This is a genomic window from Plantactinospora sp. A48 (assembly GCF_055793945.1).
The window spans coordinates 23,901-47,748 of sequence record NZ_JBTIXF010000040.1 but is presented as its reverse complement, the minus strand read 5'-3'; the positions used below and the strand labels follow the sequence as shown (position 1 = coordinate 47,748).

Annotated in this window: 18 protein-coding genes; 9 read left to right on the top strand and 9 right to left on the bottom strand. The window is 70.7% G+C overall.

Annotation, left to right across the window (positions count from 1 at the left end; genetic code table 11):
* The first annotated feature begins 730 nt into the window (after positions 1–730).
* Positions 731–1,483: a hypothetical protein gene (locus ACXN5W_RS20055; protein WP_473159868.1), complete on the top strand. Its 753-nt coding sequence runs from the start codon at positions 731–733 to the stop codon at positions 1,481–1,483.
* On the opposite strand, the gene ACXN5W_RS20050 is transcribed toward ACXN5W_RS20055, so the two are convergent.
* The 5 genes from ACXN5W_RS20050 to ACXN5W_RS20030 form a co-directional block, all read right to left on the bottom strand.
* Positions 1,480–4,242: an O-antigen ligase family protein gene (locus ACXN5W_RS20050; RefSeq protein ID WP_473159867.1), complete on the bottom strand. Its 2,763-nt coding sequence runs from the start codon at positions 4,240–4,242 to the stop codon at positions 1,480–1,482. The genes ACXN5W_RS20055 and ACXN5W_RS20050 overlap by 4 nt on opposite strands.
* Positions 4,242–5,345 carry a glycosyltransferase family 4 protein gene (locus tag ACXN5W_RS20045; protein WP_473159866.1) on the bottom strand — a complete coding sequence of 368 codons (1,104 nt, stop codon included), beginning with the start codon at positions 5,343–5,345 and terminating at the stop codon, positions 4,242–4,244. Before ACXN5W_RS20045 ends, ACXN5W_RS20050 begins: the two co-directional genes overlap by 1 nt.
* 83 nt (positions 5,346–5,428) lie before the next feature.
* Positions 5,429–6,688, bottom strand: a complete 1,260-nt coding sequence (locus tag ACXN5W_RS20040; RefSeq protein ID WP_473159865.1) for a glycosyltransferase family 4 protein — start codon at positions 6,686–6,688, stop codon at positions 5,429–5,431.
* Positions 6,664–7,860 carry a glycosyltransferase gene (locus tag ACXN5W_RS20035; protein ID WP_473159864.1) on the bottom strand — a complete coding sequence of 399 codons (1,197 nt, stop codon included), beginning with the start codon at positions 7,858–7,860 and terminating at the stop codon, positions 6,664–6,666. The genes ACXN5W_RS20040 and ACXN5W_RS20035 overlap by 25 nt, the downstream gene beginning before the upstream one ends.
* Positions 7,844–8,899: a glycosyltransferase gene (locus tag ACXN5W_RS20030; RefSeq protein ID WP_473159863.1), complete on the bottom strand. Its 1,056-nt coding sequence runs from the start codon at positions 8,897–8,899 to the stop codon at positions 7,844–7,846. The genes ACXN5W_RS20035 and ACXN5W_RS20030 overlap by 17 nt, the downstream gene beginning before the upstream one ends.
* A 503-nt stretch (positions 8,900–9,402) precedes the next feature.
* On the opposite strand from ACXN5W_RS20030, the gene ACXN5W_RS20025 reads away from it, so the two are divergent.
* From ACXN5W_RS20025 to hutH, 8 genes are all read left to right on the top strand, one after another.
* Entirely contained in the window at positions 9,403–10,674 is a 1,272-nt protein-coding gene (locus ACXN5W_RS20025; protein ID WP_473159862.1) for a DUF1800 domain-containing protein, read from the top strand.
* Position 10,675: 1 nt separating this feature from the next.
* Positions 10,676–11,920 carry a DUF1501 domain-containing protein gene (locus ACXN5W_RS20020; RefSeq protein WP_473159861.1) on the top strand — a complete coding sequence of 415 codons (1,245 nt, stop codon included), beginning with the start codon at positions 10,676–10,678 and terminating at the stop codon, positions 11,918–11,920.
* 55 nt (positions 11,921–11,975) lie between these two features.
* The gene (locus ACXN5W_RS20015) at positions 11,976–12,821 is read left to right on the top strand and encodes a MurR/RpiR family transcriptional regulator (protein ID WP_473159860.1); all 846 of its coding nucleotides are present in this window, start codon (positions 11,976–11,978) and stop codon (positions 12,819–12,821) included.
* 215 nt (positions 12,822–13,036) lie between these two features.
* The gene (hutU, locus tag ACXN5W_RS20010; protein ID WP_473159859.1) at positions 13,037–14,716 is read left to right on the top strand and encodes a urocanate hydratase; all 1,680 of its coding nucleotides are present in this window, start codon (positions 13,037–13,039) and stop codon (positions 14,714–14,716) included.
* A gap of 11 nt (positions 14,717–14,727) precedes the next feature.
* Positions 14,728–15,945 (top strand): allantoate amidohydrolase, encoded by a 1,218-nt coding sequence (locus tag ACXN5W_RS20005; protein ID WP_473159858.1) that lies wholly within the window; start codon positions 14,728–14,730, stop codon positions 15,943–15,945.
* Entirely contained in the window at positions 15,942–17,387 is a 1,446-nt protein-coding gene (locus ACXN5W_RS20000; protein ID WP_473159879.1) for a formimidoylglutamate deiminase, read from the top strand. The genes ACXN5W_RS20005 and ACXN5W_RS20000 overlap by 4 nt, the downstream gene beginning before the upstream one ends.
* A 67-nt stretch (positions 17,388–17,454) precedes the next feature.
* Positions 17,455–18,624, top strand: coding sequence for an imidazolonepropionase (gene hutI / locus ACXN5W_RS19995; protein ID WP_473159857.1), 1,170 nt, complete (start codon positions 17,455–17,457; stop codon positions 18,622–18,624).
* Positions 18,621–20,207 (top strand): histidine ammonia-lyase, encoded by a 1,587-nt coding sequence (gene hutH / locus ACXN5W_RS19990; RefSeq protein ID WP_473159856.1) that lies wholly within the window; start codon positions 18,621–18,623, stop codon positions 20,205–20,207. Before hutI ends, hutH begins: the two co-directional genes overlap by 4 nt.
* 126 nt (positions 20,208–20,333) lie before the next feature.
* Here hutH and rdgB read toward each other — a convergent pair whose 3' ends face one another.
* The 4 genes from rdgB to ACXN5W_RS19970 all read right to left on the bottom strand — a co-directional run bounded on the left by rdgB (position 20,334) and on the right by ACXN5W_RS19970 (position 23,750).
* A complete protein-coding gene (rdgB, locus tag ACXN5W_RS19985; protein ID WP_473159855.1) occupies positions 20,334–20,954 on the bottom strand; it encodes an RdgB/HAM1 family non-canonical purine NTP pyrophosphatase in 621 nt (206 codons plus the stop codon).
* Positions 20,951–21,679 carry a ribonuclease PH gene (gene rph, locus ACXN5W_RS19980; RefSeq protein ID WP_473159854.1) on the bottom strand — a complete coding sequence of 243 codons (729 nt, stop codon included), beginning with the start codon at positions 21,677–21,679 and terminating at the stop codon, positions 20,951–20,953. Before rph ends, rdgB begins: the two co-directional genes overlap by 4 nt.
* Positions 21,680–21,759: 80 nt before the next feature.
* A complete protein-coding gene (locus tag ACXN5W_RS19975; RefSeq protein ID WP_473159853.1) occupies positions 21,760–22,899 on the bottom strand; it encodes a glycosyltransferase family 4 protein in 1,140 nt (379 codons plus the stop codon).
* Between the two features lie 104 nt (positions 22,900–23,003).
* Complete coding sequence (locus ACXN5W_RS19970) at positions 23,004–23,750, bottom strand: MBL fold metallo-hydrolase (RefSeq protein ID WP_473159852.1); 747 nt, start codon at positions 23,748–23,750, stop codon at positions 23,004–23,006.
* Between the last annotated feature and the right edge of the window lie 98 nt (positions 23,751–23,848).

Sequence of the window (23,848 nt, the reverse complement as noted above, 5' to 3'; positions counted from 1 at the left end):
GCGCGGTACGACCCCGTCAAGATCGTCGGAAGTGTCGTCTGCTGCCCGCGCCCACCCAGTGAATGCCAGGCCAGCGCTAGGATTCACCAGCAGGGAGAGCGGAGAAGGCGCACAGATGCAACAGCAAAACCCGTATCAGTTTGTCAGGACGCTGGCGTCCTCACCACTCGGCACCCTGTGGTCGGGAGTGGACGATCGCGGCATGCCTGTCATGGTCGCCCAACTGGACGCCGCCCCGGCGGCCGACCCACGCTGGCGGGAGGCGTTCACCACCGCTGCTGCGGCCGTCCGGCACGAGCAGCCCGGTGCCGCCGAAGAGACCTCCGACCTGTCCGCTTCGAGCCCATGGGTGGCCTACAGCGCCATCAACGGTGCCCGGGCGGCACGCATCTTCCAGTTACTCGGCGTGAGTCTGTCTGCTATCCCCCTGTCCGAGACGGCGGCTGTGCCGGAGACAGCCCCCGCCGTGCCGCCCAGCATCGCAACTCCACCGGTTGTCGCTCTCCCACAGGCCTCGCCCGATGCCGCCTCGCCCACCAGCGGTGCTCCGCTTCCCGTCTCCGGGACACCGGTTTCGGCCCAGCCGTCAGTGTCGGGTCCGCCGTCGATATCCGGTCCACCATCGGTATCCGGTCCACCATCGGTATCTGGTCCGCCCTACGCTGTTACGGCGTCCTATAGCGAGCAGCCACCGGCAACTACCCGCGCCACTCGGCCGGAAGGATTCGGCATGGATGTGCCGAACCCGAACGCGCCAAGAATCATGCCCTCACCACCGCAGTCACGCAGTAACGGCCGATGGATCGCACTTGGCGCGCTGGTCCTGGTGGTACTGGCCGGCGCAGTTCTGGTCGTGGTGAAAGTGTTCGAGTCCAGTCACGAGTCTCCGACGACGGCGTCCAGCAGCGCCAGTTCGACCCCGGGCAGCCTGCCCTCGCCAGAGGCGAGCGCAGCCCCGCCGTCCAGGCCGGGAGTTGAGCCTCCCAGGCCGGGGGCGTGGCCGGCCAGGTGGTCGCGTTTTCAAGAGAAGGACAGCGTACGGACCCTGACCGACCTCAAAGGGCTTGACTTCCCGATCAAGGTGCCGCAGAACTGGCAGTGTACGGCCAGCGGCCTTACCCAGACCTCCGCACGTTATTACTGCGGCCTCGGTATGGTCGGAGAGTCTCAGGTCGGCGGCGAGATCATCGTCCGGGACTGCCCGAACGGCTGCCCGAAGGAACAGCAGGCCGCCATGCGCAAGTCGGAAGAGGCGTGGAGCCTGCAATGGATCCAGAGCGGCCGTTACTCCTGCTACGCCGAGAACAGCTCCCTCGACATCGATGGTGAGCGCCGGTACGGCCTGGTGGTGGTCGCCTACTGGCGCGGCGGTGCAGAGGGAAGGCTCGACCACCAACTCGTGTTCCGGATGACGGCACCGGTGGACGGTGCGAACCAGTTGCGTCGGATCGTGAACTACCTACGCGACACGCTGATCTTCTAACGGCTTCCATCCCGACTGGTTGCCACGGTCGTACCGCCGGGCTCGGGCAACTGCGGCCCACCCGGCGGCAACGACGCACCCGGTCCGGGTGATGCCGCCACCGGTTCTCCGTGTCCGGTGGCGGCGGTTGCTTCCCGTCGGGCGGGCGATGTGGCGGGCGAGAGCGGCTCGGCCAGCGCGATCATCAGTAACGGCAGCCAGACAAGGTAGCCGGACAGCGTGGTCGACACATGTGACGCCTCCAGCCACGAGACGTACACAAGCCCGACGAGGAAGAGCAGTGCCGTCGGTCGGCCGTGTGCGGCAAGGTCGACCGACCGACGCCACGCCAGCCAGCACAGCGCCACGAACGGGACGAGGGCCAGCAGACCACCGACGACGAGCAGCTGAACCATCACATTGTGCCCGTGATTGAACTGACCACCGAGGTCGACAGCCAGCTCTGGATCCTCCTGGAAGACCTTTGGCCCCCAGCCAACGAGCGGGCTCTCGTACCAGCGGTCAAGCAGTGCCGTCCAGATCTGGCCCCGCTTGCTGAAGCCCTCGGGGTCGGTGGTGAGGAACGGAACCACCACCACGAGCAGGGCTCCGGCCGCGAGCACCACCGATACCGGTCGGGTCCGACCCCGGAGCAGCCGCAGCAGCAGGTAACACAGCAGTACCGCACCAACGGCCAGCTGACTGGTCCGCGACCCGGTCCACAGCAGCGCGGCGAGGATCATGACCAGACATGTCCGACGAACCGCGGCGGATCGCAGCAGGAACACGAATGGGGCGCTGAGCGCGAGCATCAGACCGAGCACGTTCGAGTGCAGGTACGGCCCGGCGAGTAGGCCACCGAGTAGAACGGACTTCTCCCCCGATGCCGCCCCGGAGAGCAGTGCCAGATCGGGACGTATCGCGGCGAAGAGCATCGAGCCGAGGGCGGTCAGCCCGCCGAGGACGCCGAGAAGGCCGAAGGCTTCCTCCCCGGGCCGCTGCGTCCAGATTGCCAACGCCGCCAGCGGCAGGGCCACCGCGACCGGACCGGGCATCTGCCCGTGTACCAGACCAGCGACATCTACGGCCACCAGGGCGGCGAGGCCGACACCCAGCCGGCGTCCGTCCGTTCGGCGTCCACGCCAAAGCCCGTGGCCGCTCAGGCCAGCCGCCACCACCAGGAACAAGAGAGTCAGCCCATTACCAACCGCCTCGCCGAGCGGTGGAACGAGGCTCTCTCTGGAGTTGAAAGCGGGACGCCCGCTGGCGAACAGTTGCATAGCCTGAGGTGCCAGCACTCGTATCCAGGCCAGCAGGATCAGCGCAGCCACCCCGAGGGTGCCGACGTCCAACCCGCGATAGCCGGTTGCCACCCGGTTGAGCCGTCGACCCGGCCCTGTGCCGCTGGTGCCGCCCGTCGCGGCCAACCTGTCGGCCCCGGCCACCAGCGCGGTGAACGACCGGAGTACCCGTTGCGTCATCTGCGTCACCTTCTGATGTACGACGCGGATGTCTTCCGCGTAGGGCACCGTAAGCATCCGCACCGAGCCGAGCGTCGGCGCCCGGTGGACTGCGATACCCGCGATGAGCATCGCGGCGGTGTAACCGGCGAGACTCGCAAGGGCGGCGCCCATGGCACCCCAGGGTGCCATGATCACGAGCGCTACAACGCCGAGTGCGGAACCCGCCACCAGCGCCGCCGAGGACCATCCGGGACGGTTGCCCGCCAGCAGCGCCGCGCTGTAGACGGTTGTGCAGGCGTAGCAGACAGTGCCGAGGCAAAGGACCACGGTCGGCGCAACGGCCGGCCCGAAGTCGGGGCCGAAGACCAGCGGTACTGCGAAACCGGCACAGGCCGCCAGCAACCCGCAGGCGGCTGCCGATGACAGCACAGCCAGCCGGGCAACCCCGGTCGCGGACCGGGCGTCTTCGCTCGTTGGGCGTCCCATCAGCACCGTTCTGGCCGCCGTGGCGAGCACCATCGGAATCTCGGCAACACTCACCGCGACCGCGTAGTACCCGAGCTCCCGTGACCCGATCAGTGGTAGCCCGATAATTTGGTCGAGCCGGGCGCTGGAGATCGCTGCGAGCACCCCAGGCAGGCAGGTCAGGGCGTACCGGATCAACGAGCCGACCGGCACCTGCCGCGACGGCTGGGTCGCTCTGTCAGTAACCGCTGGTGTCTCGGCAGCCCCTGGCCGCACCGGCACCAACCGGAGCCGGGCCAGCCCAAAGGCCAGTCCTGTCACCACCGACGCGACGAAGATCAGGCCGGCCTGGTACGCACTCAGATCGAACACCAGACAGCCGAAGATCACCAGAACGGTACGGACAAGCGCCGGCACCACCTTGACCAGGTTCACCCCGCGAATGTCCGCGCCGCCGGTCAACGCGCCGATTATCAGGTTCGCCAACACGTGCAGGGGCGCGAGCAGCGCCAACGTCATGAACTGCTCGTACCGGTGTCCGTCAGGGAAGATGATGAGGCCCAACGCCGCCATGAAACCGATGGCGACCACGCCGAGCGGCACGATCGCCACCAGGCTGACCTTCGCAGCGCCCCGGCTCCACAGCAGCCCTTCCCGAACGTGATAACTGAGCGCGTCCTGCAAACCGTAGGTACCGATCCAGCCACAGACCACGATCGGCAGCGTGAGCGCGGCGTACAGGCCCCGCCCGTCGGGGCCCAACTCACGGGAGAGAAAAGGGCTGACCAGCAGTCCGCTGATCGGGATCAGTAGATTCGCAACCGAAGCAGACGCCAGCTTCCGGGCGGACATCACGGATCCTCTCGCGGTACCACGGCACCGAGCTGCCCGGTCCGACCGAGCGAGGCGATCAGCCGCTCCCCGAAGCGCGCCTCCGAGAAGCGGTCCTGCACCAGACGTACCGCTTCGCCAGCCATCCGATCAAGGTCCGCTGGACCAGCCGCAAGAATCGCGGCGGCCAGTCCTTCCGAGGTGTCGGCCCGTCTGGTCGCATCCGTCGGGGGGACGCCCTCCAGCCCGGTCGGAGTACTGAACACCGGCACCGAGTGGGCCAGCAGGCTCAAGGTCTTCAGCTTGACTCCCGCACCACTCCACAGCGGCACGACCGCCGCCCGGGCTCGGGCGAGCACGGGACTCAAGTCCGGTGCCCAGCCGGTCACCTCCAGCCCGCCGTATCGAGTCAGGCCATCACGGACGGATCGGGTCAGACCGGATCCGACAAGTTCGAGGCGGTAACCGGCGTCCCGGAGCCGAGGCCACCCCTCGGCCAGGAACCGGTGCAGGCCAAGCAGATTCGACCGGTAGGAAAAACTGCCCAGCCACACGAGGTGCCGATCCACTGGCCGAGGTACATGCCCAACTGGCAGTGGGACACAGCTCGGCAGTGTGAAGTCTGCGGTTCGACCGTAAGCGCGGGCCAGGCGGTCTGCTTCCTCGGCGCTGGTCACCGATACGGTCTGGCAGCAGGCGAGCACCTCGCGCTCGAACGCGGCGGAGATTCGTGCGAGATACCGGGCCCGGAGTCGCCGCGCCGCTCCGCTCGCCTCGTCGATGTCCTGTTGACTACTCGCCGCCAGCACGTTGGCCTTGTCCCAGTGCCAACGCAACGAGGTGTCCCGCACGTAAGCTCCGGCCGCCTCTCCAATCGCCAGTCCGACGCCGGTCCGTCGGCGCAGTGCCTCATGCAGGTCGCGGCTGTACCGGGTCCGTACCCATGGCGGTAAACCATGGAACATGGACTCCTGGTACCGCCCGATCGGACCGAGCCGGTTCAACCGGTACGGCGCGGCGGCGAAGTCTCGTACCGTGACCCCGGGAAGCAGTGCACGTAGCCGCGCCACATCCGGGTCGGTGGTCTCCGGGCGACGGACCACGAGCAGCTCATACGGCCGCACTCGCGCTAGCTCGCGGAGCATCATCAGGACGCGAATCGGGTCTCCCCGATCCTGCGGTAGCGGGAAGAACGTGACAACGACGGTCAGGTCCATGCGGCGCCCGTCTCTTCCGCCGTTGCGGGAGCGATAGGTGTCTCAAGGCGCGCCGGCCGCCCGCCGGTTCTGGCGAGTTGTTCCCATACGTTGACTAGCCGTTGGGCCTGCAAGGCTGGAGAGAATTCCTCGCCCAGCCGGCGAGCCAGAACCCGCGCCCGTCGGCGCCCTTCCTCGGGATGCTCGATCAGCTGCCGCAGCGCGTCGGTCAGCGCAGCCGGATCATCCGGTCTCACCGGCCAGCCGCCATCGGATCCGATCAGCTCCGGGATGCCGGACACCGCCGTGGTTACCACCGGTACCTCCCGGGCGGCGGCTTCCATCAGGAACACGGGAATGCCATCAAGGTCGCCGTCCTCGTCTGGACGACAAGGCAGGACTGCGGCGTCAGCGGTGGCGAGCGCCGCCATGGCGACCCCGTGACTGACCGCACCATGGAGCGTGACGACCTCCGTGAGGGCCAACCCGCGGACCTGCTCCATCAGAGCAGCCCGCAGCGGACCGTCGCCATAGACGTCGTAGCTGACCCGAATGCCGGCACGGTCCAGCCGGGAAACGGCCTCCAGCCCCGTGTCGAGGCCCTTCTTTCCGATCAGCCGAGCGACCGTGACCAGCCGGATGGTGTCACCGGTCGGATGGCTCGGTCGTTCCATGACCTCACCGTTGAACGCGGCCCGGACCACCCCGTGAGGTATCTCCGACATCGACACGCCCCGCGCGGTCAGCTGTGCCACGGCCGCGTCAGAGATTACGAAGAGGTGGCTGAGCAACCGGAGCCGTCGATCAAGTGCTCGACCGTTACCGTCAAGTAAGAAGTCCGCAGCGTGCGCCATACCGGTCACCGGTGCGCCGATTCGTCGACCGATCAGCACGGTGATCGCGGTTGGCAGGTTGACGAAGTGGGCATGCAGGACGTCGGGCCTGAAGGCCGCCACCGGGCCGGACAACCTCGCCGCGTGCGCGCCGGCCAGCACCGCCCGAGGCAGGTACGACAGGCCGAGCGTACGCACCCCGGTCAGCACCTGATGCGGATGGCGCAGCAGCGTGGTGGCCAACTGCCGCAGCTCCGCACCTCGACTGCCGCGGCGAGCCACGAAGACCTCGACGGTCGCCCCGGCCGCTCGGACCGCGGCGATTTCCGAAGTGATGAATGTTTCGCTGTATTTCGGCTCGCTCAGTAGTACGTATGCGACCCGCAGCGAGCGACCAGGAGTGCCCACCGAAATCAGCCTCTCCGCCGGGTCGAGCAATCGCGCACCACCCGTTCGAAGAAGGCGGCATGCTCGGCCGCGCAGCCGGCGTCCGAGAGGATACCCATGGTGTGTGCAGCGCCGATCGTCAGCGTCGATCGCAGCTCATTGGAGTCAGCCAGACGGCGCATCGCGGCCGCGAGCGCATCCGGACGGCCGGGCGGGACCAGTAGACCGTTGGCCCCATCCTGGATCCACTCGCTTGGTCCACCGCCCTCGGTCGCGATCAGCGGCGTTGCCCGGGCAAGGCCCTGCAGCACGGTCTGTCCGAGTGGTTCCGCCTGAACCGACGCATGCACCAGGATATCGACAGAATCGATGAAGCCGGCTATGTCCTCAACGTGCCCGAAAAAGGTGACCTGCTCGGCGACGCCCAGCTCGACGGCGAGCGTCCGCAGTTGTCGCGCGTATGACTCCTCCTCGAACAGCGGCGCACCCGCGAGATGGGCATGGACGTCAGTGCCCCGGAACCCATCCGCGAAGGCGCGTAGGAAGACGTCCTGCCCCTTCCACGCTTGCAGACGGCCGACCATGCCGATTGCCCGTACCCTCGGCCGGATTACGGGCTCGGTGACCCGGTCGGATAGTCCGATAGGGCTCTGCAACACGGTACGAGGTAAGGCGGTGGGCAGACGATGGGCGACAGCGTCGAGGGTGGCCTGCGAGTTGGCGATCACGCCGTCAGCTTGTGGTAGTGCCAGCCGGGTCAGTGCGGCGTAGCCGAACCCGCCCAGCCGCTCGGGAGTGGCCAGATCCCTGAGATGAATCACCAGGGGCGGGCGTTTTCCTCGGCCAGCCAGGGCGGAGATGATCGCGGCCGGCGCGGTGTTCGCGTGGATCAGCTGAGCCTGATCGAACAACGGACTGCGCCGGAGGACCTTCGCGCCCGCCCGCAGTGCCGCCAGGTAACGAGCGGCGAGCCGCGGGCTTCGGCTACGGGTGCCACCGACCGGTAACGGAGGTAACCGCTGCTCGACCGTGACCCCGTACGCCGAAAGTCCATCGAAGGCATTTCCACCAGCTGGGCAGCACAACCCCGCGGACCAGGCCGGGGCGGCTGTCAACAGCCGAGCCAGAGCCAGCTCGGCGCCGCCGGGGTGTCCGGTGTGGGTGACATGCAGCACCCTGAGCGGTGCTCCGGGGGTGCCGTCCAGGTCAGCGACATTCATCATCGATCCACCTGGCCATCTCGGCCTCGAAACGCTCGGCGGAGAAGCCCGTGGCGTGCGAGGCGATCCGCGCGTTCGATAGTTCGTTGAGTCTGCCGAGTGGAGATACGTAGGCCAGCGGATCCATTGAATCCACCAGGAAGCCCGTCTCAGCATCGGCTACCGTCTCCAGGAGCCCGCCGCGGCGCAGACCGACGACCGGTGTACCGCAGGCTTGGGCCTCGACAGGAATGATGCCGAAGTCCTCATGGACGGGAAAGAGCAGCGCCCGAGCACCCCAGTAGAGCCGCCGTAACCGCTCGGGTTCCGGCCGAACCTCAAAGGTGACCGGAATACGGACCCGCTCAGCGAGTCGGCGTAGCCGCTGCTCCTCCGGCCCGGAGCCGGCCAGCACGAGGGGCAGCCCAGCGGCCTCGGCGATGCCTATGATCAGATCGAAGTTCTTGTACGGAATCCAGCGTCCCACCCCAAGCAGATAGTCACGAGACTGTGTCCGGTCCGCAGCTGACGCCGCGGCGAACCAGTCCACCTCCACCGGCGGGTTGATGACGGTGGCGTCCCGACCCCAGTACCGCCGGATCCGGGCCTGCACCTCCCTGGAGTTTGCGGCATATCCCCGCACATGCTCGCTGAGCCGCACGTCGACAGTCTGCAGAATCCGCCGCGGAAGCCGCAGCAGTGGCCTCGATCCCCGACCGTCGAAGTCTGGACTCCATACGTACCGGGCTGGCGTGTGTACATAGCTGAGGTGTGTGGTGGCCTCTGGTGGGCCGAGTTGGACGGTATGCGCGAACGCGTGACTGGACGAGATGACCACCTCGAAGCGCTCCCGGCTGAGCGTGCGCCAGACCAGTGGCATCACCGGCAACGCCAGTGCCTTACTGTGCCGCAGCGGAGTCCGGGCCAGCCATGACTCACGCAGCCGGGGCTCGGTGACGTCGGGGTCCTTCCACAGGACAAACCGCTCACCGTGCGGGACGAGATCGGCGATACGCCGGAAGACCTGCTCCGATCCGCCTGTCGCGCCGAACCACTCATGCACCAGGGCTACGGAGCGACCGACCAGCCGCGTCGATGGAGTCGGCGCGTGCGGCACCGGTGCCTGCTGTGGGGCCGGTAGCGCGGCTGGTGTCGTAGCCTGCTCCGACATCACGAATCATCCATCCCCGTTACGACCGGCACACCTGCGGCCACCGGCTTTCCCCGCCCGGAAGCCGTGCCGGCAGGTCGGCAGCATATCTCGGCGATGCCATCGATGCCGTTCCGGCTGAAGGCCCTGGTGCCGATGGTGCCGCTGAGCGCCGCAGCGCTGGCGACTCGCGCCGGGATGCCCCTGACTCCTCGATCGAGCGCCAGTCGGGGAGATCCGGCCGATCATCGCTGGCCAGACGGGGGCCCACTTGCCTGACGGTGAGCGACAGCTAAGAACCGGACCGTCGACAATCCGTAAGTCCACATCGCAACCGGTGACGCCTTCGTGGCAAGGGTCGGCAGGGATGACCTCGGGTCCCGCACCTACAAATCCGCATCGCCTATGGTGGACCCATGTCCGAGGACATCGGGTTGCTGCTGCGCCGCCTCGCCTTCGGCCCGACATCGGCGGAGTTGGCCGCTGCGACGGCGGCCGGCTACGCCAACGCGGTACTGACGATGACGGCACCACCGGGGCCCGACATCGGTGCCACGACGGCCTCCCTCCCGCGTCTTGGACCCGATCCGTACGCCAGCACGTCGAATCTCGACCTCCAGCGGCGGGCGGCAGCCGACAGGACCAGGCAGGACCAGGCCGAGCAGTTGACTCAGTGGTGGCTCGACCGGATGACCGTAGCCAACCACCAGGCGGTCGAGAAGCTGATCTTCTTTTGGCACGGCCACTGGGCCACGTCGATCCGCAAGGTCAAGAGCCCTCAGCTGATGCTCGCGCAGCATCGGACCCTGCGCTCGGCCCAGGACTTTGCCGACATGGCCCGCCACATGGTGGTGGACCCCGCGCTTGTCTACTGGCTCGACGGGCAGTCGAACACGCGACAGGCCCCCAACGAGAACCTCGCCCGAGAACTGTTCGAGCTGTTCATGCTCGGCATCGGTCACTACACCGAGGCCGACGTCAAGGCCGCTGGTCGCGCTCTGACCGGTTGGCGGGTCGACCTACGGAGGGAGCGCGCGGTCCTGGACCAGAATGCGCGCGACACCGGCCCGAAGACCATTCTCGGTGTCCAGGGCAACTTCACTGCCCACAGCCTGATTGACCTGCTGCTACAACAGCCCGTCTGCGCCGAGTTCATCGCCACTCGGCTGTGGTTTCGCTACGCTTCGTCGACTGAGCCGATCCCGACGGCAACCCGGAACCGGATGGTCGCGGCGTTTCCAGCGCCGATGTCCATGCTCCGGGCACTCCTCACCGACGACGCCTTCCGGGCCACCATCGGTACGTTGGTGAAACAACCAGTTGAATGGCTGGTCGGAGCAATGCGCCAGTTGAACGTACGCCCCGCCAGCATTCCCCGCGACACGCTGGTTCAACTCCTGGACGGGCTGGGCGGGCTGGGACAACGACCGTTCGCGCCGCCGAGCGTGGGTGGCTGGCCGGCTGGCGCCACCTGGCTGGTGTCGTCCTCGGCCCGGTTGAAACTAAGCCTCGCCGGCAAACTGGTCAGCCAACTGGAACCGGGTCGCCTGACCCCGGAGGACGTCGCGGTCATGCTCTGCGTGGACCGGTGGACCAATCGCACTTATGCCGTGCTGAGGGAAGTGCGCAACAACCCCCGGATGCTGTTGACGCTTGGTCTCGTCAGCCCGGAATACGCGGTGACGTGACATGGACACCTTCACTCGACGTCGATTCCTGCTCGCTTCCGGGGTTACCGGTGCGGCCGCGCTGGCGGCAGGTGGTGGCACGCTCGGGCTTCGGACGCTGCTGCGTACGGCCGACCGGGCCGAGCAGCCAGATGAAATCCTGGTGCTGGTCACGCTGTACGGCGGCAACGACGGTCTCAGCACCATCATCCCGTACTCAGATCCCGCCTACCAGGCTGGCCGCCCCGAACTCGCGTACCCCGCCGACAAGGTTCTACCGCTCAATGACGCGTTGGGGTTGAACCCGGTGATGACGGGATTGAAGCGTTCATGGGACGATCAGCGTTTGGCAGTGGTCCTCGGGGTTGGCTATCCCCAACCCGATCGGAGCCATTTCCGATCGATGGACATCTGGCAGACCGGGTCCCCCGGCACGCCGGCGACCACGGGTTGGGTCGGCCGTTGGCTGGATGACACCCAGGCTCCCGTCGGAACAGCGGTCAGCTTCGAGCCGGTGTTACCGCCGTTGCTGGTGGGTCGGCGACGCATCGGCTCCTGCGTCAGCTATCACGGCTTGGACCTGCCTCCCTGGATCGATGAGGGCCTGGTTGCCGCGCTCGGGAAAGTTGAGCCTGGCGAGCCGGAGATGCAGGCCAGGGCGGCGTCCGCGTACGCCGACCTGCTCGAGATGCGCCGAGTGATCCACGACACCCACCAACTGACGGACAACTCCGGAAGCACCGCTGAGCCTTCCGTGCCGGCGACCGGGACGGGCGGTGAGAACGCTCTTTTCACTCAACTCGCCCTGGTCGCCCGTTGCGTTGAGGCCGGGGTTCCGACCCGGCTGTACTCGGTGAGCCTGGGTGGGTTCGACACCCATGCCGACGAGGTCGCCACGCAGGAACTACTGCTACGCCAACTCGACGAGGCTCTGTCGTCGTTCACGGCCAGGATGGCGCGCTCGGAGGCGGGGCGCCGCGTCACGCTGGTGGTGTACAGCGAGTTCGGCCGCCGGGTGCGCGCCAACGCATCGGACGGCACCGACCACGGTACGGCCGGGCCGATGCTGGTGCTGGGCGGACGGATCGCGGGCGGCCTCTACGGCGAACAGCCGAGTCTCACCAACCTGGATCAGGGCGACCTCAAGGCCACGGTCGACTTCCGAGACGTCTTCGGCACCGTCGTCGGGTCTCTGCTGCATGCCGACCCGGTCCGTTACTTCGAGGGATACGTGCCGCGTCCGCTGCCGTTCCTGCGCAACAGCTGACACCAACCGTCCGGGTCCGTTGCGTTGTGAAAGTTTTCATGCATAGAGTCTTGGCATGAATAGCGTGGGCGCACCCGGACCCACCGAACGGGTACTCGACCTGGTCGGTGGCATCCGGCTGACGCCAACCCAGCGGCGCATCGCGCACTGCCTGGTGCAGCACGCACCGGCTGCGGCGTCCTTCTCGGCCGCCGAGGTCGCCGCGCTGGCCGGGGTCAGTCAGCCCTCGGTGACCCGGTTCGCCGTCGCGCTCGGCCACGACGGGTACCCCGCGCTGCGCCGCCGGCTGCGGGAGGTGATCGCCGCCGGGGCCGATGATGCCGGCGGGGAGAACGAGGTGCAGCGGGCGGTACGCGCCGAGGCCGGCAACCTCGGCCGGCTGGCTGAGCAGCTCGGCGACCGGGAGCGGATCGCGGCGACCGGCCGGGTGCTGGCGGCCAGCCGTCCGCTGCCGGTGCTCGGACTGCGCGCCGCGGCGCCGCTGGCGGCGTACTTCGCGTATTTTGCCGCGAAGGTGCATCCGGACGTGCGGGTGCTGGACTCCGGCGGCAGCCTGCTGGCCGACCGGCTGGAACAGGCGGTCGCGGCCGGCGCCGGGGCGGTGCTGGCCTTCGTGCTGCCCCGGTACCCGCGGGAGACCCTGGACGCGCTGCGGGCGGCCCGCTCGGCGGGCCTCACGGTGGTCGCGGTCACCGACTCACCGGTCAGCCCGGTCGGCGAGTACGCCGAGGTGGTGCTGCCGGCGGCGGTCGGCACCGACCTCGTCTTCGACCTGCATGCCGCCCCGATGACCCTGGCCATGGTGCTGCTCCAGGCGATCTGCGACGCGGCTCCCGCCGAGACGCAGGCCCGGCTGGAGGCGTTCGAGGCGTCGGCCGCCCGCCGCCAACTGTTCGTTTGAGCCCGACCGCACCGGGGAGCCGGACCGGACCCGGGAATCCCACCGGACCAGGGAGCACGATCGGACCCGGGAGCGCGACCCGATCCCAGCATCCCACCGGGCGCCAGGACCCGGACCAACCCGGGACCGGGGAGGGGCTGAGGGGCCCCGACCGGCCGACCGGCACCGACCGCACGACACCCGCTGGACCAGCCCGTACCCGAGGAGGAGAGCCGATGTCCACCCAGACCCGCGCCCCGGCCGGTGGCGTCCGCGCCCCACGTGGCGGCGCCCGCACCGCCGCCGGCTGGCCGCAGGAGGCCGCGCTGCGGATGCTGATGAACAACCTCGACCCGGAGGTGGCCGAGCGTCCCGACGACCTGGTGGTGTACGGCGGCACCGGCCGGGCCGCCCGGGACTGGCCGTCGTACCACGCGCTGGTGCGGACCCTGACCACGCTGCGCGACGACGAGACGATGCTGGTGCAGTCCGGCCGCCCGGTCGGGGTGCTGCGGACCCACGAGTGGGCGCCGAGGGTGCTGCTGGCCAACTCCAACCTGGTCGGCGACTGGGCCACCTGGCCGGAGTTCCGCCGGCTGGAGCAACTCGGCCTGACCATGTACGGGCAGATGACCGCCGGGTCGTGGATCTACATCGGCACGCAGGGCATCCTCCAGGGCACGTACGAGACGTTCGCCGCGGTGGCGGCCAAGCTCGCCGGCGACGGGCAGCCCGACCTGGCCGGGACGCTGACGCTGACCGCCGGTTGCGGCGGGATGGGCGGCGCGCAGCCGCTCGCGGTGACGATGAACGGCGGCGCCTGCCTGATCGTGGACGTGGACCGGGCCCGGCTGGACCGCCGGGTCCGCGACCGCTACCTGGACGAGGTGGCCGACTCGCTGGACGAGGCCCTGGACCGGGTGCTCGCCGCGAAGCGGGACCGGCGGGCGTTGAGCGTCGGGGTGGTCGGCAACGCCGCCACGGTCTTCCCGGAACTGCTGCGCCGGGGCGTCGAGGTGGACGTGGTGACCGACCAGACCAGCGCGCACGACCCGCTGTCGTACGTTCCCGAGGGGGTGGACCTGGCCGACGCCGCCGAGTACGCCCGGACCAGGCCGGCCGAGTTCACCGACCGGGCCCGGGCCTCGATGGCGCAGCACGTGGCGGCCATGGTGGGTTTCCTGGACGCCGGGGCCGAGGTGTTCGACTACGGCAACTCGATCCGGGGCGAGGCGAAGCTCGGCGGGTACGAGCGGGCGTTCGACTTCCCGGGCTTCGTGCCCGCGTACATCCGGCCGCTGTTCTGCGAGGGCAAAGGCCCGTTCCGGTGGGCGGCGCTGTCCGGCGACCCGGCCGACATCGCCGCCACCGACCGGGCCATCCTGGAACTGTTCCCGGAGAACGAGTCCCTGGCCCGGTGGATCCGGCTGGCCGGGGAACGGGTGGCCTTCCAGGGACTGCCCGCCCGGATCTGCTGGCTGGGTTACGGCGAGCGGGACCGGGCCGGGGTGCGGTTCAACGAGATGGTCGCCTCGGGTGAGCTGTCGGCGCCGGTGGTGATCGGCCGGGACCATCTGGACTGCGGCAGCGTGGCCAGCCCGTACCGGGAGACCGAGGCGATGGCCGACGGCTCGGACGCGATCGCCGACTGGCCGCTGCTCAACGCGCTCGTCAACACGGCCAGCGGGGCGTCCTGGGTGTCGATCCACCACGGCGGCGGGGTGGGCATCGGGCGGTCGATCCACGCCGGGCAGGTGTGCGTGGCGGACGGCAGCGCCCTGGCGGGTCAGAAGATCGAGCGGGTACTCACCAACGATCCGGCGATGGGCGTCATCCGGCACGTGGACGCCGGTTACGACGCCGCCCGCGAGGTCGCGCAGCGCACCGGCGTCCGCATCCCGATGGCCGAACGGTAAGGAAGGGCACCTTGTTATCGCATTCGGTAGAGGAAGGGCCCCCTGTTAACCGGTTCCGGGAGCTGTGGGACGAGCTGGCGCCGATCGGCCGCGACGAGCGTGGCGGATACCTGCGGTACGCGTTCACCGCGCCGGAGCTGCGGTTGCGGGACTGGTTCCGCGATCAGGCCGGCGCACGCGGGATGACGCTGTCCGAGGACGGCAACGGCAACGTGTTCGCCTGGTGGGGTGAGCCGTCGACCGGCGACGCGGTGCTGACCGGCAGCCACTTCGACTCGGTGCCGCACGGCGGGGCGTACGACGGTCCGTTGGGCATCGTGAGCGCGTTCCTGGCCATCGACGAGCTGCGCGCCGCCGGAGTGAGCCCGTCGCGACCGGTGGGGGTGGCCGCGTTCGTCGAGGAGGAGGGCGCCCGGTTCGGCGTACCGTGTCTGGGGTCGCGGCTGCTGACCGGCGCGATCGACCCGGACCGGGCCGCGCGGTTGACCGACGCCGACGGCGTCGGCTTCGCCGAGGCGCTCGGGGCGGCGCCCGTTGGCGCCCGGCCGGACCTGCTGGGCCGGCTCGGCGCGTACGTGGAACTGCACATCGAGCAGGGTCGCGCGCTGGCCGACGCCGACGCTGCGGTGGGGGTGGCCAGCGCGATCTGGCCGCACGGCCGGTGGCGGTTCGAGTTCCACGGCGAGGGAAACCACGCCGGTACGACCCGGATGGCCGACCGGCGCGACCCGATGCTCACGTACGCGTTCATGGTGCTGGCGGCGAACAAGGAGGCCCGGCTGCGCGGGGCGCACGCCACGATCGGGCGGGTCAGCGTGCAGCCCAACGCCACGAACGCGATCCCCAGCCAGGTGACCGGCTGGCTGGACGCCCGCGCGGCCGAGCCGGCGACGCTTGACGAACTGGTCGAGGCGGTACGCGCCAAGGCGTCCGAGCGGGCGCGACGGGACCGTACCGAGGTGTCGGTGGTGACCGAGTCGGTGACCCCGCTGGTGGCGTTCGACGGTGACCTGGCCGCCCGGTTGGCCCGGCTGCTCGACGCCCCGGTGCTGCCCACCGGCGCCGGGCACGACGCCGGGGTGCTGGCCGGGCAGGTGCCGACCGCGATGCTGTTCGTCCGCAACCCGACCGGGGTGTCGCACTCCCCCGCCGAGTCGGCCGGCGACCAGGACTGCGCCGCCGGGGTACGGGCGCTGGCCCGGGTGCTGGTGGAGCTGGCATGCCGGTGACCCGCTACCACGCCGAGTACGCCTGGCTACCCGCACCGACCGGGACCGGCTTGGCCGACGCGGCGGCCCACCCGTCGAGCCCGACGCGACCGTCCAGCCTGGCACAGCCGTTGATAGGGGGCCCTTCCCATACAAAAAGCGGTAACAAGGTGCCCTTCCTTACCTCAGAGCCGGTGGCGGATGTGTTGATCGAGGTGGCGGACGGGCGGTTCGCGGCGGTCACGCCGGGTGTGGTCGCGCCGCCCGGGGACGCGGTCCGGCTGCCGGGGCTCAGCCTGCCCGGCTTCGCCAACGCGCACTCGCACGCGTTCCACCGGGCGTTGCGGGGCCGTACCCACGGTGGTCGCGGCGACTTCTGGAGCTGGCGGGAGCTGATGTACGCGGTCGCCGCCCGGCTTGACCCGGACAGCTACCTGGCGCTGGCCCGCGCGGTGTACGCGGAGCTGGCGCTGGCCGGCGTCACCTGCGTGGGCGAGTTCCACTATCTGCACCACGGGCCGGACGGCACGCCGTACGACGATCCGAACGCGATGGGCGGGGCGCTCGTCGAGGCCGCCGCCGAGGCCGGGATCCGGATCACCCTGCTGGACACGCTGTACCTGACGGCCACCGTGGACGGGCAGCCGCTGGCCGGGCCGCAGCGCCGGTTCGGCGACGGTGATCTCGACGGCTGGGCGCGGCGACACCGGGGGCTGTCGGCCCGGCCGCACGCCCGGATCGGCGCGGCGCTGCACTCGGTCCGGGCCGTACCGGTCGACGCGATGAGCCCTTTCGCCGACTGGAACGAGGGTCGGTCGCTGCACCTGCACCTGTCCGAGCAGCGGGCCGAGAACGAGGCGTGCCGGGTCGCGCACGGGCGCACCCCCACCGAACTGCTGGCCGAGCACGGGGTGCTCGGACCCGCCACCACGGCCGTACACGCCACCCATCTCGGCGAGGCGGACCGGAAGCTGCTCGGCGGCAGCGGGACCGGGGTCTGTCTGTGCCCCACCACGGAACGCGATCTGGCGGACGGGATCGGACCGGCCCGGGAGTTGGCCGACGCCGGCAGCCCGCTCAGTCTAGGCAGCGACAGCCACGCCGTGGCGGACCCGTTCGAGGAGGCCCGGGCCGTCGAGCTGGACGAGCGGCTGCGCACCGAGCGGCGGGGCCACTTCGCCCCGGTCGAGCTGCTGACCGCCGCGACCGCCGCCGGGCACGCCGCGCTGGGCTGGTCGGACGCCGGCCGGATCGCCCCGGGTGAGCGGGCCGATCTGGTCACCGTCCGGCTGGACTCGGCGCGTACCGCCGGCGTACCCCCGGTGGGGGTGTTCTTCTCGGCGAGCGCCGCCGACGTCGTGCGGGTGATGGTCGACGGCCGGACCGTGGTGGCGGACGGCCGGCACGTCGGCATCGATGTCCCCACCGAACTGACCACGGCCATCCGAAGGATCCTGTCGTGAGCGAGCGAACCGGCAAGCTCAGGGCGATGGAGCCTCAGGACGGATCCGAGCGCAGCGAGGAGCGGACGTGAGCAGTCTGCTGGTCGACAACATCGGCGAGCTGGTCACCAACGCGCCCCGGGGCGCGGGTGACGCCCCGCTGGGGATCCGCCGGAACGCCGCCGTGCTGGTCGAGGAGGGCCGGGTCGCCTGGCTCGGGCCGGCCCGGTACGCCCCGGCCGCCGACCGGCGGATCGACGCCGGGGGCGGCGCGGTGCTACCCGGGTACGTGGACAGCCACGCCCACCTGGTCTTCGCGGGCGACCGCTCGGCCGAGTTCGCGGCCCGGATGTCCGGGCAGCCGTACACCGGTGGCGGCATCCGGACGACCGTGGCCGCGACCCGTGCCGCCGACGACGGCACGCTGCGGGCCACCGTGCGCCGCCTGCGCGCGGAGGCACTGGCCCAGGGCACCACGACCATCGAGGTCAAGAGCGGGTACGGCCTCAGCGTGGCCGACGAGGTGCGGTCGCTGCGGATCGCCGCCGAGGTGACGACCGAGACGACGTTCCTGGGCGCCCACGTCGTGCCGCCGGAGTACGCGGACCGGCCCGACGACTACGTGGGCCTGGTCTGCGGCCCGATGCTGCGGGCGGCCACCCCGTACGCCCGGTGGATCGACGTGTTCTGCGAGCGGGGCGCCTTCGACGCCGACCACGCGCGGGCGATCCTCACCTGCGGGCAGGCGGCCGGGCTGGGCGTCCGGGTACACGCCAACCAGCTCGGTCCGGGTCCCGGGGTCCGGCTGGCGGTGGAGTTGGGCGCGGCCAGCGCCGACCACTGCACCCACCTCGACGACGCCGACGTCGACGCGCTGGCGGACTCCGACACCGTGGCCACGCTGCTGCCCGGTGCCGAGTTCTCCACCCGGTCGCCGTACCCGGACGCCCGGCGGCTGCTCGACGCGGGCGTGACCGTGGCGCTGGCCACCGACTGCAACCCCGGCTCGTCGTACACCTCGTCGATGGCCTTCTGCGTGGCGCTGGCGGTGCGGGAGCTGGGCATGACCCCGGCGGAGGCCGTCTGGGCCGCGACCGCCGGCGGCGCCCGCGCGCTGCGCCGGGACGACGTGGGCGTGCTGCGCCCGGGGGTACGCGCCGACCTGATGATCCTCGACGCACCGTCCCATCTGCACCTGGCCTACCGGCCGGGTGTTCCGCTGATCCGCCAGGTCCTGCACAACGGAGTGCCGTTATGAGTGAGCGACAAGACCGAACCATCGAACGCCACCGGACCGGGTCGCCGGGTGCGGTTACCGTGCTGCCCGACGGGATCTGCCCGGCCGATGTGCTGGCGGTGGCCCGTACCGACGCGAAGGTGCTGCTCGATCCGACCACCGTGGACGCCATGACGACCAGCCGGGCCATCGTGGACGACATCGAGCGCGCCGGCCGGCCGGTGTACGGGGTTTCCACCGGCTTCGGCGCGCTGGCCAACACCTCGATCGCCCCCGAACGGCGGGCCGAGTTGCAGCACGCGCTGATCCGGTCGCACGCGGCCGGGGTCGGCCGGCCGATGCCCCGCGAAGTGGTCCGGGCCATGATGCTGCTGCGGGTGCGGTCGCTGGCGATGGGTCGTTCCGGGGTCCGGCCGCTGGTCGCGCAGGCCCTGGTGGATCTGCTCAACGCGGATGTCACGCCGTGGGTGCCGGAGCACGGCTCGCTGGGCGCGTCCGGTGACCTGGCCCCGCTGGCGCACTGTGCCCTGGTGCTGCTCGGGGAGGGCTGGGTGCTCGGCCCGGACGGCTCCCGGCAGGACACCGGACCGGCACTGGCCGCCGCCGGACTGCGACCGATCGAGCTGGCCGCCAAGGAGGGGCTGGCGCTGATCAACGGCACGGACGGGATGCTCGGCATGCTGCTGCTGGCCATCGCGGACGCCCGGCACCTGCTGGGCATGGCGGACGTCACGGCCGCGCTGGCCATCGAGGCGATGCTCGGCTCGGAGCGGCCGTTCCGGCCCGAGCTGCACGCCATCCGGCCGCATCCGGGGCAGGCCGCCTCGGCCGCCAACATTCTCCGGCTGCTCCAGGGCTCGGCCATCATGGACTCGCACCGGGACGATCTGGCGCACGCGGTGCAGGACGCGTACTCGATGCGGTGCGCCCCGCAGGTGGCCGGCGCGGCCCGGGACACCCTGGACTTCGTCGAGACGGTCGCCGGCCGGGAGCTACGGTCGGTGGTCGACAACCCGGTGGTGCTGCCGGACGGCCGGGTGGAATCGACCGGGAACTTCCACGGCGCGCCGCTCGGCTTCGCCGCCGACTATCTGGCCATCGCGCTGGCCGAGGTGGGCGCGATCGCCGAACGCCGGGTGGACCGGCTGCTGGACGTGACCCGCAACCGGGACCTGCCGGCGTTCCTCAGCCCGGACCCGGGGGTGAATTCCGGACTGATGATCGCCCAGTACACGGCGGCCGGGATCGTGGCCGAGAACCGCCGGCTGGCGGCACCCGCCTCGGTGGACTCGCTGCCCACCAGCGGCATGCAGGAGGACCACGTCTCGATGGGTTGGGCGGCCACCAAGAAGCTGCGCACGGTGCTGGACAACCTGACCAGCCTGCTCGCGGTCGAGCTGCTCTCCGCCGTACGCGGATTGCAGTTGCGGGCGCCGCTGCGGCCGTCGCCCGCCGGCCGGGCCGCGTGCGCGGCGCTCACCGGGTACGCCGGCGAGCCCGGCCCGGACGTCTTCCTCGCCCCGGTGCTGGAGGCGGCCCGCGCGGTGATCGCCGAGCCCGACCTGCGGGCCGCCATCGAGCACGACCTCGGCCCGCTCGCCTGAAAGGAAGGGCACCTTGTTATCGCTTTTTGTATAGCAAGGGCCCCCGCTTAACGCCCGGGCGCCGGCAGTAACGTCCGGGGCGCCGGCAGCCCGGGACGTTGTTTCGCAGCCGGGGCCGGCTGGCGGTCAGCCGGGAAGGTTGGGCAGTTCCTTGCCGAGCACCTTCCCGAGCGCCCGCAGCGCCTTGCCGCGATGGCTCACCGCGTCCTTCTCCTCGGCGGTCAGCTCCGCGTTGGTGCGGTCCTGACCCTCGCCGACGAAGATGGGGTCGTAGCCGAACCCGTTGGTTCCGCGCGGTGCGCGGACCAGCCGGCCGGGTTGCCGCCCGTCGACCAGGTGCTCCCGGCCGCCGGGCAGCACCAGCGCCGCCGCGCAGACGAAGGCGGCGCCCAGATGCTGGTCGGGGACGTCGGCGACCTGGGCGAGGACGAGTTCCAGGTTGCCCTGGTCGTCGCCGTGCCGCCCGGACCAGCGGGCGCTGAACACCCCCGGCATGCCGTTGAGGGCGTCGACCGCCAACCCGGAGTCGTCGGCCACGGTGGGCAGTCCGGTCCGCCGGCAGCCCTCCCGGGCCTTGATCAGGGCGTTCTCCCCGAAGGTGAGGCCGGTCTCGGGCACGTCCGGATAGTCGGGAAACTCGTCGAGGCCGACCAGCTCGATCCGGCCGGACCCGAGGGTGCCGTCCAGGATGCGCTGGAGTTCCACCAGCTTCTTGGCGTTCGCCGTCGCCAGCAGCAGCCGGCTCATCCGGCCAGCGCCTCACGCTGGGCCTCGGCGAGCGCGGCGCAGCCGGCCACCCCGAGGTCGAGCAGGGCGTCCAGGCGGTCCCGGGCGAACACCCCGGCCTCACCGGTGCCCTGCACCTCGACGAAGTCTCCGGTGCCGGTGCAGACCACGTTCATGTCCACCTCGGCCGCCACGTCCTCCTCGTAGCAAAGGTCGAGCCGTGGCTCACCGGCGATGATCCCGACGCTGACCGCCGCGACGGACCGGTGCATCACCCGAGCCGGCTTGCCGGCCAGGGACCCCCGGCCGGCCAACCAGCCCACCGCGTCGTAGAGCGCCACGTACGCGCCGGTGATGGCGGCGGTCCGGGTGCCGCCGTCGGCCTGCAACACGTCGCAGTCGAGCACGATCGAGTTCTCGCCGAGGGCCTTGAGGTCGATGCAGGCCCGCAGGCTGCGACCGATCAGCCGGGAGATCTCGTGGGTACGCCCACCGACCCGGCCCTTGATGCTCTCCCGGTCCGAACGCGTGTTGGTGGCTCGGGGCAGCATCGCGTACTCGGCGGTGACCCAGCCGAGCCCGGAGCCCTTCCGCCAGCGCGGCACCCCCTCGGTGACGCTCGCGGTGCACAGCACCCGGGTGTCGCCGAACTCCACCAGCACTGAGCCCTCGGGATGCATGCTCCAGCGCCGGGTCAGCCGCACCGGGCGGAGTTGGTCGGGTCGTCGTCCGTCTGGTCGCGCCATGGGCCCACCCTATGTGGCCCCGACGGTCACCCCGCCGACCCCCTCCGGCAATGCCGTACCCGGTGATGGCGGCGACCGGGTCAGATCACCGGGCCGACGATCGCGGGCGGTTCCGCCGACCGGGCCGCCCGGTAGTGGTTGATCAGCTCGTCACCGACCGCCGCCCAGGTGCGGCCGGCCACCGCCGACCGGGCGGCCCGGCCGTACGCGGCGCGCAGTTCGGGATCGGCGACGAGGTCGGCCACCGCCGCCGCGATCGCCGTCCCGTCACCGGGCGGGACGAGGGTGCCGTCGACTCCCGGGCGGACCAGGTCCAGCGGCCCACCCGCGGCCGGCGCGACCACCGGCAGCCCACTCGCCTGCGCCTCCTGCACGGTCTGCCCGAACGTCTCGTGTGGGCCGGTGTGGACGAAGACATCCAGGCTCGCGTAGAGCCGGGCGAGCTGGTTTCCGCGCCGTACCCCCAGGAAGACCGCGCCGGGCAGCGCCCGCCGCACCTCGCGGCGGGCCGGGCCGTCGCCGACCACCACCACCCGGACGCCCGGCAGCCGGCAGGTCTCGGCGAGCAGTTCCACCCGCTTCTCACCGGCCAGCCGGCCGACGTACCCGACCAGCGTCTCACCCCCGAGGGCGAGAGCGCGGCGGAGCAGCTCGTGCCGCCGGGTCGGGGCGAACCGGACGGCGTCGACACCGCGCCGCCACAGCCAGACCCGTTCGACGCCGTGGTCGACCAGGTCGGTGGCCGCCGCGGTCGACGGCGCGAGGGTACGGTAGGCGGCGTTGTGGATCATCCGCAGCCGGCGCCAGGCGGCGGCCTCACCCCACCCCAGGCCGTAGAACCGGGCGTAGGCCGCGACGTCGGTCTGGTACACGGCCAGCAGCGGCACGCCGCGGTGCGCGGCCACGGTGGCGGCCCGCGCGCCGAGCACGAACGGGCTGGCGAGATGGACGACGTCCGGGGCGTGTTCGGCGAGCGTCTCGGCCAGCCGGCCGCTGGGCAGCCCCAGCCGGAATCCGCGGTAGCCGGGCAGGGCCACGCTCGGGACCCGCAGCACCGGGCAGGGCGCGGGCTCGGTCACCGGCCCGGCCGAGGCGGGAGCCGGGGCCACCACCAGCGGCTGGTGGCCCCGCCGGACCAGGTGTTCGACGGTACGCGACACGGAGTGCGCCACGCCGTTGACGTCCGGCGCGAACGACTCCGTGACGATCGCGATTCGCATGCCACCCACCGTGGGCCAGTTGCCGGTGCGCGGGGCGACCCCGGGCTGACCGGCCGGGGAACAGTAAGGCACAAGAAATCGTCGGAGCGGCGCCGCCGTCCGGGTCAGACCTCGTAGCTGGCGCCGGGCCGGACGACCTCGATCGGACCGGCGTAGGCGGCCGCCGCGGCCTCCTGGGTCATCGCCTCGCTGCCCCAGGCGGCGACGAGGTGGGTCAGCAACAGGCGACCCACCTCGGCCTTCGTGGCGACCTCGCCGGCCTCGCGACCGGTGAGGTGGATGTCCGGGGGATTGTCCACCCCGTCCAGGTAGCTGGCCTCGCACAGAAACAGGTCCGCGCGGTGCGCGAGCCGCAACAGCGCCTCGCAGGGCGCGGTGTCGGCGGAGTAGCACAGGGTCCGGCCGCCGTGCTCCAACCGGATGCCGTACGTCTCGACGGGGTGGTTGACCCGGTCCACGGTGACGGTGAACGGGCCGATCGGGAAGCTCCCGGGTTGCAGCCCGTAGAAGGTGTAGACGTCCTCGACGCTGTCCCCCTCCTGGCTGTAGGCCGCGGCGATCCGGTCCGGCGCGCCGGCCGGGGCGTACACCGGCAGCGCCGGATACGGTCCGTCGGGCGCGTACCGGCGGACCACGACGTAGTCCACGGCGTCCGAGATGTGATCACAGTGCAGGTGGCTGAGCAGGATCGCGTCCACGGCCGACAACGCGGCATAGCGCTGGAGGGCCGACAGCGACCCGGAGCCGAAATCGACGAGAAGCCGGAAACCCTCGGCCTCCACCAGATATGCCGAGCACGCGGCTTCAGGGCCGGGAAAACTTCCGGCGCAGCCAAGGACGGTCAGTCGCATCCGGCAATCCCGCGATTACTCCAGGTAATCTCGTCGCTTCCGTTGGTCGGCGCGATCATCGGGGGCGGCGAGTGGTTCACGACGCGCAGCCTACGCCG